Raw genomic sequence first — 9,509 nt, forward strand, 5'->3', positions numbered from 1 at the left:
CAGCCCCCGCGCCCCTATAATATCGGCCCTTTCGCCCACCGATTTTCGCGGAGCAGGCTATGGCCGAACGCAAGGCAACCGTCGAGCGCAACACCCTGGAAACCCAGGTCAAGGTATCCCTGGATCTGGACGGCACGGGCGCAGCGCGCTTCGACACCGGGGTCCCCTTCCTCGAGCACATGCTCGACCAGATCGCCCGCCATGGGCTGATCGACCTCGATATCCACTGCCGCGGCGACCTGCACATCGACGACCACCACACGGTGGAAGACATCGGCATCACCCTCGGCCAGGCCTTCACCAAGGCCGTCGGCGACAAGAAGGGCATCCAGCGCTACGGCCATGCCTATGTGCCCCTGGACGAAGCCCTGTCGCGGGTGGTCATCGACTTTTCCGGCCGGCCCGGACTGCACTGGAACGTGCCCTTCACCCGAGCAACCGTGGGCCGCATGGACGTCGACCTGTTCCTCGAATTCTTCCAGGGCTTCACCAATCACGCCCAGGTGACCCTGCACGTCGACAACCTGCGCGGCGTCAACAGCCACCACCAGATCGAGACGGTGTTCAAGGCCTTCGGCCGCGCCCTGCGCATGGCCCTTGCCGAAGACCCGCGCATGGCCGGTGTCATGCCCTCCACCAAGGGGTGCCTGTGATGCAGACGGTAGCCGTCATCGACTATGGCATGGGCAACCTGCACTCCGTGGCCAAGGCCCTGGAGCACGCCGGTAGCCACCAGGTGCTGGTGACCGGCGATCCCGCGGTGATCCGCGAGGCGGACCGCATCGTGCTGCCCGGCGTCGGCGCCATCCGCGACTGCATGGCCGAGATCCGCCGGCAGGGCATCGATGAACTGGTGCGCGAAGTCAGCCAGGACCGGCCCTTCCTCGGCGTCTGCGTCGGCATGCAGGCGCTGATGCAGCGCAGCGAAGAGAATGGCGGCGTGGACTGCATCGGTCTGTTCCCCGGCGCCGTGCGCCGCTTCCCGGGCGGCATGCAGGAAGAGGGCGAGACCCTCAAGGTGCCGCACATGGGCTGGAACGAGGTCGGCCATGTGCTCGACCATCCGCTCTGGCACAGCATCCCTGATCGCGCCCGCTTCTATTTCGTGCACAGCTTCTATGTCGAGGCCGGCAATCCGCGCCAGGTGGTCGGTCGCGGCCATTACGGCCTGGACTTCGCCGCGGCGCTGGCCGACGGCTCGCGCTTCGCCACCCAGTTCCACCCCGAGAAGAGCGCCGACTGCGGTCTGCAACTCTATGCCAACTTCCTCGCCTGGGACGGCCGCTGGTAATGGCGCGCAAGCCGCCCGCGCCGCTGGTGACGCTCGAGCCCGAGCAGAGCCAGCGTCTGGTCACGGCCTTGCAGACCCTGCTGGACGACCGCTTCGAGGTCCGCCTGGGGCGGTTCGAAGTCGAGGAGCTGCTGGATTTCTTCGCCCGCGAATGCGGGCCGCTGTACTACAACAAGGCGGTTGCCGACGTGCAGACCCTGCTCAGGGAGCGTGTCGACAGCCTGGAAAGCGACATCTGGGCGCTGGAAAAGCCCTAGATCGCCCTCACCCCCCGAGCCAAGGTATTGCCATGCTGATCATCCCCGCCATCGACCTCAAGGACGGTGCCTGTGTCCGCCTGCGCCAGGGGCGCATGGAAGATTCCACCGTGTTCTCCGACGATCCCGTGGCCATGGCCGCCCAGTGGGTCGACGGCGGCTGCCGACGGCTGCACCTGGTGGATCTCAACGGCGCCTTCGAAGGCCAGCCGGTCAATGGCGAGGTGGTCACCGCCATCGCCAGGCGCTATCCCGGCCTGCCGATCCAGATCGGCGGCGGCATCCGCTCGCTGGAGACCATCGAGCACTATGTGCGTGCCGGCGTCAGCTACGTGATCATCGGCACCAAGGCGGTCAAGCAGCCGGAATTCGTCGCTGAAGCCTGCCGCGCCTTCCCCGGCAAGGTCATCGTCGGCCTGGATGCCAAGGACGGCTTCGTCGCCACCGACGGCTGGGCCGAGGTCAGCGAGCTGCAGGTCACCGACCTGGCCCGTCGCTTCGAAGCCGACGGCGTCAGCGCCATCGTCTACACCGACATTGCACGCGACGGCATGATGCAGGGCTGCAACGTGCCGGCCACCCGTGCCCTGGCCGAAGCCACCAGCATCCCGGTGATCGCCTCCGGCGGCATCCACAACCTGGGCGACATCCAGAACCTGCTCGACGCCCGCAGCCCGGGCATCATCGGCGCCATCACCGGCCGGGCGATCTACGAGGGCACCCTCGACGTCGCCGAAGCCCAGGCGCTGTGCGACAACTTCAAGGTCTGAGGACTCGGCAGTGATCGAATGCTCTTCTCTCGATGAGGTCCGCGCCGCGATCGACGGACTCGATCAGCAGATCGTTCAGCTACTGGCGGCGCGTGGCGCCTATGTCAGCCAGGCCGCGCGGTTCAAGAAGGACGATGCTGCAGTGCGTGCGCCACAACGCGTCGAGCAGGTCATCGCCAAGGTCAAGGCGCTGGCCGTCGAGGCTGACGCGTCACCTGTCGTAGTCGAGCGGGTCTATCGGGCGATGATCGCCGCATTCATCGACGCTGAGTTGGCGGAACACGCCACCTTGCAGCAACGTACCTGACTTCGTCTTCTGGAGAGAAACATGGCGCTGGCCAAACGCATCATCCCCTGCCTGGACGTGGACAATGGCCGCGTGGTCAAGGGCGTCAAGTTCGAGAACATCCGCGATGCCGGTGATCCGGTGGAGATCGCCCGCCGCTACAACGAGCAGGGCGCCGACGAGATCACCTTCCTCGACATCACCGCCAGCCACCAGGGCCGCGATACCACCCTGCACACGGTGGAGCGCATGGCCAGCCAGGTGTTCATTCCGCTGACCGTGGGCGGTGGCGTGCGTACCGTGCAGGACATCCGCAACCTGCTCAACGCCGGTGCCGACAAGGTCTCGATCAACACCGCGGCGGTCTTCACCCCGGAGTTCGTCGGCGAAGCCGCGGCACGCTTCGGTGCCCAGTGCATCGTGGTGGCCATCGACGCCAAGCGCGTCAGCGGCCCCGGCGAAACCCCGCGCTGGGAGATCTTCACCCATGGCGGGCGCAAGCCCACCGGCCTCGACGCCGTGGCCTGGGCGCAGAAGATGGAAGGCCTGGGCGCCGGCGAGATCCTGCTCACCAGCATGGACCAGGACGGCATGAAGAACGGCTTCGACCTGGGCGTGACCCGCGCCGTCAGCGAGGCGGTGGGTATCCCGGTGATCGCCTCCGGCGGCGTCGGCAATCTGCAGCACCTGGCCGACGGCATCCTCGAAGGCAAGGCCTCCGCGGTGCTGGCCGCGAGCATCTTCCATTTCGGCGAATGCACCATTCCCGAGGCTAAACGGTACCTGGCCGAAAAAGGGATTGTGATACGCTCCACAAAATCTTAAGCACCGGCGGTGCCGGCAGGGAGAGGGGCGTGCGCAAGGGAGTCTGGGCCTGCTTGGCCGGTTTGCTGCTGGTATCCACCGCGGTCAGGGCGGAGCTTCCGGCGGGTTATCAGCTGACGCTGCTGACGGAAAACTTCCCGCCCTACAACTTCTCCGTGGATGGCAAGAACTTCGCCCGCGAGGGCGAGCTCAAGGGCATCGCCGTCGACATGGTCCGCGAGATGTGTAAGCAGGCCGGCATCTCCTACAATCTCACCCTGAGATTTCCCTGGGAGCGGATCTACGGCATGGCCCTGGATCAGCCCGACCACGGCGTCTTCGTCACCGCCCGGCTGCCGGAGCGCGAGGGCCTGTTCAAATGGGTCGGTCCCATCGGCCCGGATGACTGGGTCCTGCTCGGTCGCGCCGACAGCCACCTGCAGCTGCGCAGCCTGGACGACGTCCGCAAGCAGCAGCTCAGGATCGGCGCCTACAAGGGCGACGCCATTGCCGAGAGTCTCCTCCAGCAGGGCTTCCAGCCGGATCTCGCCCTGCGCGATCAGGAAAACGTGCAGCGCCTGGTCAAGGGACAGATCGATGTCTGGGCCACCGGTGATCCCGCCGGTCGCTACCTAGCCCGCCAGGAAGACGTGACCGGACTCAAGATGCTGCTGCGCTTCAACAGCGGCGAGCTGTTCCTGGCGCTGAACAAGCAGACCCCCGACGAGGTGGTACAGAAGCTGCAGAAGGCCCTTGACGACATGCGCCAGAGCGGTGCGGTTCAGACCATCTTCAATCGTTATCTGTGATCCCGGCGGGCCGAGCGATCGGCGCGAACGGTCGCCTGAGGAGAGAGCTATGCGCAAGTCCTGGTTGGCCATCGCCGCCGTGCTGTTGAGTTGCACCCTCGGCCTGGGGACAGCCCGGGCGGAATTGCCAGCGGGCTATCGCGTGGTGCTGCTGACCGAGAACTTCCCGCCCTTCAACATGGCGGTGGACGACAAGAACTTCGCGCGTGACGATGCCATCGACGGCATCAGCGCCGATCTGGTGCGCGAGATGTTCAAGCGCGCCGGGATCGACTACAACCTCTCGCTGCGCTTTCCCTGGGATCGCATCTACAACCTGACCCTGGAAAGCCCCAACTACGCGCTGTTCTCCGTGTCGCGCACCGAGTCCAGGCTGCCGCTGTTCAAGTGGGTCGGGCCGCTGGGCAAGACCCACAAGGTGTTCATGGCGCTGTCCGGCAGCACCCTCAAGGTGCCAGACCTGGCCACGGCAGCCCGGCTGCGCGTCGGTGCCTACAAGAATTCCGCCGTGAGCCTGATGATTCAGGAAAAGGGCATCGTCCCCATCGACGCCCTGCGTGATCAGGAGAACATCGCCAAGTTGCAGAAGGGCGAGATCGACGTCTGGGCCACCACCGACGTGGTCGCCCGCTACCTGGCCAAGCAGCAGGGCGTCAGCAACCTGCAGACCCTGCTCAGCTTCCAGGAATCCGACCTCTACCTGGCCCTGAACAAGGACACCCCCGACGAGGTGGTGACCCGCCTGCAGCAGGCCCTGGATGCCATGCGCCGCGAAGGCCTGGTGGATAGCATCACCAACAACTATCTTTAGTGCGCCGCCGCGTGGCGAGTTGCGCTGGCGGTGGAGCGTTCGCCAGCGCCCTGTCTGGACGCGAGGTGCCAGGGATTTTGCATTGGCCAGGCAGGCAAACGAGGCCGCGAAGCCTTGACGGCCGTGGTGAGGCCAGCCGCAGTGAGCGCTGAACGTTGTAAAGGGATACTCAACGAAACCTCGAAAATGCGGCCTTGCGTCGCCAGGGAGTTGCAATGCAAAAGCTGTGGTTGCGTCTTGCAGGTGTACTGCTGGGTTGCACGCTGGGCTTGACCCAGGCCCGTGCCGAGCTGCCGGATTACTATCAGGTCGTGCTCCTGACCGAGAATTATCCCCCCTTCAACATGTCGGTGGATGACAAGAACTTCGCCCGCGATGACGCCATTGACGGTATCGCCACCGATGTCCTCCGCGAGATGTTCAGGCGCGCGGGCATCAAGTACAGCCTTTCGCTGCGCTTCCCCTGGGACCGCATCTATCGGCTGACCCAGAAGACGCCCAACTACGGACTCTTCTCCGTCGCCTACACCGAGGCGCGCAAGGATCAGTTCAAATGGGTGGGACCCTTCGGCCGTTCGAGCTGGACCCTGCAGGCGCTGCCGGGCAGCAAGCTGGACATCAAGACGCTCAAGGACGCCGCCCGCTATCGCATCGGTGCCTATCGCAACGATGTGATCAGCAAGACGCTGACCGCCCAGGGCATTCCGGTCATCGACGCCCTGCGTGATCAGGAAAACGTCGACAAACTGGTGAAAGGCCAGATCGATATCTGGGCTACCGCCGATCCCGTCGGCCGCTATCTCGCCAAGCAGCAGGGGGTGACCGGCTTGCAGACGCTGCTTCGCTTCAACGAGGTGGATCAGTATCTGGCGCTGAACAAGGACACGCCCGACGAAGTGGTGGCACGCCTCAAGGCGGCCCTGGAGCAGATGCGCAAGGAAGGGGTGATCGACAGCATCACCAACAACTACCTCTGACGTCTGGAGGCGGTCGCTAGCGATAGCGACCGGCGCGGCCGTGCCCGGGCATGGCCTGGTTGGCGCGCAGGGCGATCATCTGCGGCAGGTCGATGACTTCCACGCCCTGGACCTTGAGCAGCGGCAGCTGCTGGGCCAGCACCGCCAGGGTCGCCGGGTGCGGATGGCCGATCAGCACCGCGCTGCCCTGGCGCTGGGCCAGGCGCACGCCTTCGGCCAGTTGGGCCGCCACCGCCGCCGGGGTGGCGTCGTTGTCGAGAAAGACATCGCGCGAGACGCTGGCCAGGCCGATCTTCTGGGCTTCCGCCGCGGCCACGGTGGCAGCACTGGTGCGGCTGTCGAGAAACAGCAGGTGACGCTCCTGCAGGACCTGCATCAACTCGGCCATGGCCGGTCGGTCCGCGGTCATGCGACTGCCTTCGTGATTGTTCACCCCATCCGCCTCGGGTACCCGCTCCAGCGCCCGGTCCAGGCGTTGCAGGCGCTCGGCCGAAGACATCTCCGGATGCCAGGCATAGGGACCGCCGGCCGGGTCCATGGGCAGGTGCAGCAACACGGTGCGCCCGGCACGGTGGGCCGCGGCGGCCAGTTCGGCGGCGTAGCGGGTCTCGGGGATGATCGCCAGGACCACCGGCGCGGGCAGCGCCAGGACCTGACGATCCCGGGACGGATTCTGCCCGAGGTCGTCGATGACGATGGTCAGCTGCGCGGTGACGGCCTGGGCGAGCGTGCTGGCCAGGGCGAGCGCCCCGGCCAGTAGCCAGCGTCCAGCCCTCACGGGGTATGGGTGACGTTGAGTCCCTTGAGCAGCGACAGCGCCTGGGAGAGCTGGAAGTCGTCATCCTGCGGCCGTGGACTCTGGTTCGGCGCCTTGCTGCCGGTAGGCCGATCGGCGCCGCCATTGCCATTGCCCAGGTGACCGGCCAGATCGGCTTCGCGGAAGTATTCGTCGCCACCGCTCTGCGGGGTGACCTTGGCCGGCGCCACGGCGATGTCCGGAGTGATGCCCTGGGCCTGGATGGAGCGGCCGCTTGGCGTGTAGTAGAGCGCCGTGGTGAGCTTGAGCGCCCGGTCGTTGTTGAGCGGCAGCACCGTCTGCACCGAACCCTTGCCGAAGCTGTCGGTGCCCATGAGGATGCCGCGCTTGGAATCCTGCAGGGCGCCGGCGACGATCTCGGCGGCCGAGGCGCTGCCGCCGTTGATCAGCACCACCAGGGGCACCTTCTCGCTGGGATCGGCGGCATCGGCCGAGAAGCGCAATTCGGAATTGGGCAGGCGGCCCTTGGTGTAGACGATCAGGCCGTGGGTCATGAAGGCATCGGCCACCTCGACCGCCGACTGCAGCACCCCGCCCGGGTTGTTTCTCAGGTCGAGGATCAGGCCCTTGAGCTTGCCCTTGTTTTCCTGACGCAGCTTGGCGAGAGCCTTGACCGTCTCTTCGCCGGTATTCACCTGGAACTGTGAGATGCGCAGCAGGCCGTAGCCGGATTCGAGCAGCTGGCTCTTGACGCTGTTGACCTTGATCACCGCCCGCGCCAGCTTGACGTCGAATGGCTGGCCGCCACCGCGGACGATGGTCAGCACGATGGGGCTGCCCGGCTTGCCGCGCATCTTGTCGACCGCTTCGTTGATGGCCTGGCCCTTGGTCGGCTGGCCGTCGATCTTGACGATCAGATCGCCCGGTTGCAGGCGCGCCTTGGCCGCCGGGGTGTCGTCGATGGGCGAGACCACCTTGATGAAGCCGTTCTCCTGGCCGACTTCCAGGCCCAGACCACCGAATTCACCGCTGGTGGTTTCCTGCAGTTCGGCGAAGTCCTTGGGCTCCAGATAGGCGGAGTGCGGATCCAGGTTGCTGAGCATGCCCTTGATGGCGTTTTCCAGCAGGACCTTGTCCGACACCGGCTCCACATAGGCGGCCTTGATGCGGTCGAACACCTCGGCAAAGGTGCGCAGCTCGTCCAGCGGCAGCGGAGCGCTGGCCGGAGCCGCGGGCGCGGCGCCCGGTGCGACCGGTGTCACCGCGGCCGGCGTGCTCTGCGGCGATTGCGCCTGGACGACTCCGACGCCACCGAACAACAGGGCGAGGACCAGGACGGTGGGACGAAAGCGATGCGGCATGTGCAGCTCCTAAACCGAGGTGTGTCGCACTATCCCTGAGCACGGCACCAGATGACCGGGTCCGTCGGGCGGCCCTGTTGGCGGATGGCGAAGTACAAGGCGGAGGCTTCCTGACCGCCGCTGGCGCCGACGGTCGCGATGGCATCCCCGGCCTTGACCACGTCACCCGCAGACTTGAGCAGGCTCTGATTATGTCCGTACAGGCTGAGATAGCCATTCCCATGATCGATGATAACCAGTTGGCCGGCGCCTCTTAGCCAGTCGGCGAAGACCACCCGGCCGTCGTGCACGGCCTTGACCCGGGTACCGGCACCGGCCGCGATCAGGACACCGTCCCATTTCGCGCGGGGGTCGTCGCCGCGGGCACTGCCGAAGCGGGCGACCAGACGGCCATCGACCGGCCAGGGCAGCTTGCCGCGGGCACTGGCGAAGGCGCCGCCATAGGCAGGTGCTGCACTAGACACCGCCAGCTCCGGGGCGTTCGAGGGGCGTGGGGCTTTCGTCTCGCTTTGCGCCTGGCGCCGTGCCGCTTCCCGCGCCTGGGCGGCGCGGGCTTCGGCGAGCTGCCGCTGCCGGGCTTCCTCGGCCTCGCGGGCCTGGCGCGCGAGGGTTTCCTCGATGGTCTTGAGCACCTTGTTCAGCGCTGCCTGATCCTGCTCGCGGCTCTCGATCTCGCGACTCTTGTCGCGGTAGTCCGCGTTGATCTTGGCCAGCGCCGCCTGGCGCTCCTTGCGCACCTCGGCGAGCTCCGCCTGCCGCTTTTCCAGGTCTTCGCGGCGGGCGACCAGGTCGCCCTGTTCCTGCTGGATGCCCTGTTCCACCTCGCGCAACTCGCGCAGGGTGTCGTTGAAGGTGGCGAGCTGATCCAGCCGGGTGCGATTCAGGTAGTTGTAGTAGGTGAGGGTGCGGCTGACCTTTTCCGGATGCTCCTGGTTGAGCAGCAGCTTGAGGTATTCCTGGCGGCCACTCTGGTAGGCGGCACGCACCTGCACGGCGATCAGCTGTTGTTGCTCAGCGCGAGACTGGTCGAGCTTCTTCTTGCGCCCGTCCAGCTCTTGCAGCTTTTTTTCGCCGTTCTCCAGCTGCTTCTGCAGCGAGTCGACCTGCTTTTCCAGCTCGCCCATCTGGGTCTCGGTACCCTGCAGCTGCTTCTGCACGCCGGACTTTTCGGCCTGCACCTGCTTGAGGACCTTCTGCATCTCCTGGATTTCCCGGCGGGTCTGCTCGATCTGCCGCTGGGTATCGGCGCGGTCGTCGGCCAGGGCGGGAGCGAGAACGCTGGCAAGCAGGAGAAGGGCGAGAACACGGCGCATGCGAGGTCGTACGTTTCTAGGGCGAAGCGCCTAGTATGCCCGTCACATCCGGCAAAAAAAACGGCAAGGTACG

At 66.0% G+C, this 9,509-nt stretch carries 12 protein-coding genes; 9 read left to right on the plus strand and 3 right to left on the minus strand.

Features of this window, described 5'->3' with window-relative positions; genetic code table 11:
- Positions 1 to 59: 59 nt before the first annotated feature.
- The 9 genes from hisB to QMX82_RS06505 all read left to right on the plus strand — a co-directional run bounded on the left by hisB (position 60) and on the right by QMX82_RS06505 (position 6,005).
- On the plus strand, positions 60 to 653 hold the full coding sequence (gene hisB / locus QMX82_RS06465) for an imidazoleglycerol-phosphate dehydratase HisB (RefSeq protein WP_208693584.1): 594 nt from the start codon (positions 60 to 62) through the stop codon (positions 651 to 653).
- Positions 653 to 1,291, plus strand: coding sequence for an imidazole glycerol phosphate synthase subunit HisH (gene hisH / locus QMX82_RS06470; protein ID WP_208693585.1), 639 nt, complete (start codon positions 653 to 655; stop codon positions 1,289 to 1,291). Before hisB ends, hisH begins: the two co-directional genes overlap by 1 nt.
- A complete protein-coding gene (locus tag QMX82_RS06475; protein ID WP_007159788.1) occupies positions 1,291 to 1,548 on the plus strand; it encodes a DUF2164 domain-containing protein in 258 nt (85 codons plus the stop codon). The genes hisH and QMX82_RS06475 overlap by 1 nt, the downstream gene beginning before the upstream one ends.
- Positions 1,549 to 1,580: 32 nt before the next feature.
- Positions 1,581 to 2,318, plus strand: a complete 738-nt coding sequence (gene hisA, locus QMX82_RS06480; protein ID WP_007159787.1) for a 1-(5-phosphoribosyl)-5-[(5-phosphoribosylamino)methylideneamino]imidazole-4-carboxamide isomerase — start codon at positions 1,581 to 1,583, stop codon at positions 2,316 to 2,318.
- 10 nt (positions 2,319 to 2,328) lie between these two features.
- The gene (locus QMX82_RS06485; RefSeq protein WP_208693586.1) at positions 2,329 to 2,625 is read left to right on the plus strand and encodes a chorismate mutase; all 297 of its coding nucleotides are present in this window, start codon (positions 2,329 to 2,331) and stop codon (positions 2,623 to 2,625) included.
- 21 nt (positions 2,626 to 2,646) lie between these two features.
- Positions 2,647 to 3,429, plus strand: a complete 783-nt coding sequence (gene hisF / locus QMX82_RS06490; protein ID WP_183632603.1) for an imidazole glycerol phosphate synthase subunit HisF — start codon at positions 2,647 to 2,649, stop codon at positions 3,427 to 3,429.
- A gap of 29 nt (positions 3,430 to 3,458) precedes the next feature.
- Positions 3,459 to 4,217: a substrate-binding periplasmic protein gene (locus tag QMX82_RS06495; protein ID WP_208693587.1), complete on the plus strand. Its 759-nt coding sequence runs from the start codon at positions 3,459 to 3,461 to the stop codon at positions 4,215 to 4,217.
- Between the two features lie 49 nt (positions 4,218 to 4,266).
- Positions 4,267 to 5,028 carry a substrate-binding periplasmic protein gene (locus QMX82_RS06500; protein WP_282281594.1) on the plus strand — a complete coding sequence of 254 codons (762 nt, stop codon included), beginning with the start codon at positions 4,267 to 4,269 and terminating at the stop codon, positions 5,026 to 5,028.
- 215 nt (positions 5,029 to 5,243) lie between these two features.
- Positions 5,244 to 6,005 carry a substrate-binding periplasmic protein gene (locus QMX82_RS06505; protein WP_282281595.1) on the plus strand — a complete coding sequence of 254 codons (762 nt, stop codon included), beginning with the start codon at positions 5,244 to 5,246 and terminating at the stop codon, positions 6,003 to 6,005.
- 16 nt (positions 6,006 to 6,021) lie between these two features.
- Here QMX82_RS06505 and QMX82_RS06510 read toward each other — a convergent pair whose 3' ends face one another.
- The 3 genes from QMX82_RS06510 to QMX82_RS06520 are packed head-to-tail and all read right to left on the minus strand — an operon-like array spanning position 6,022 to position 9,436.
- Positions 6,022 to 6,783, minus strand: a complete 762-nt coding sequence (locus QMX82_RS06510; RefSeq protein ID WP_282281596.1) for a divergent polysaccharide deacetylase family protein — start codon at positions 6,781 to 6,783, stop codon at positions 6,022 to 6,024.
- Positions 6,780 to 8,123 carry a S41 family peptidase gene (locus tag QMX82_RS06515; protein WP_282281597.1) on the minus strand — a complete coding sequence of 448 codons (1,344 nt, stop codon included), beginning with the start codon at positions 8,121 to 8,123 and terminating at the stop codon, positions 6,780 to 6,782. The genes QMX82_RS06510 and QMX82_RS06515 overlap by 4 nt, the downstream gene beginning before the upstream one ends.
- 29 nt (positions 8,124 to 8,152) lie before the next feature.
- Entirely contained in the window at positions 8,153 to 9,436 is a 1,284-nt protein-coding gene (locus QMX82_RS06520) for a murein hydrolase activator EnvC family protein (protein WP_208693591.1), read from the minus strand.
- Between the last annotated feature and the right edge of the window lie 73 nt (positions 9,437 to 9,509).

Source organism: Pseudomonas sp. PS02302 (genome assembly GCF_029959585.1).
In the GTDB taxonomy this organism is placed as follows: Bacteria; Pseudomonadota; Gammaproteobacteria; order Pseudomonadales; family Pseudomonadaceae; genus Chryseomonas; species Chryseomonas aestiva.

What these genes read in the sequence shown, in the direction of transcription:
- QMX82_RS06505 (WP_282281595.1), top strand. Translation starts at nt 5,244, where the DNA reads ATGCAAAAGCTGTGGTTGCGTCTTGCAGGTGTACTGCTGGGTTGCACG.
- hisH (WP_208693585.1), top strand. Translation starts at nt 653, where the DNA reads ATGCAGACGGTAGCCGTCATCGACTATGGCATGGGCAACCTGCACTCC.
- hisA (WP_007159787.1), top strand. Translation starts at nt 1,581, where the DNA reads ATGCTGATCATCCCCGCCATCGACCTCAAGGACGGTGCCTGTGTCCGC.
- hisF (WP_183632603.1), top strand. Translation starts at nt 2,647, where the DNA reads ATGGCGCTGGCCAAACGCATCATCCCCTGCCTGGACGTGGACAATGGC.
- QMX82_RS06520 (WP_208693591.1), bottom strand. Translation starts at nt 9,436, where the DNA reads ATGCGCCGTGTTCTCGCCCTTCTCCTGCTTGCCAGCGTTCTCGCTCCC.
- hisB (WP_208693584.1), top strand. Translation starts at nt 60, where the DNA reads ATGGCCGAACGCAAGGCAACCGTCGAGCGCAACACCCTGGAAACCCAG.
- QMX82_RS06500 (WP_282281594.1), top strand. Translation starts at nt 4,267, where the DNA reads ATGCGCAAGTCCTGGTTGGCCATCGCCGCCGTGCTGTTGAGTTGCACC.
- QMX82_RS06475 (WP_007159788.1), top strand. Translation starts at nt 1,291, where the DNA reads ATGGCGCGCAAGCCGCCCGCGCCGCTGGTGACGCTCGAGCCCGAGCAG.
- QMX82_RS06515 (WP_282281597.1), bottom strand. Translation starts at nt 8,123, where the DNA reads ATGCCGCATCGCTTTCGTCCCACCGTCCTGGTCCTCGCCCTGTTGTTC.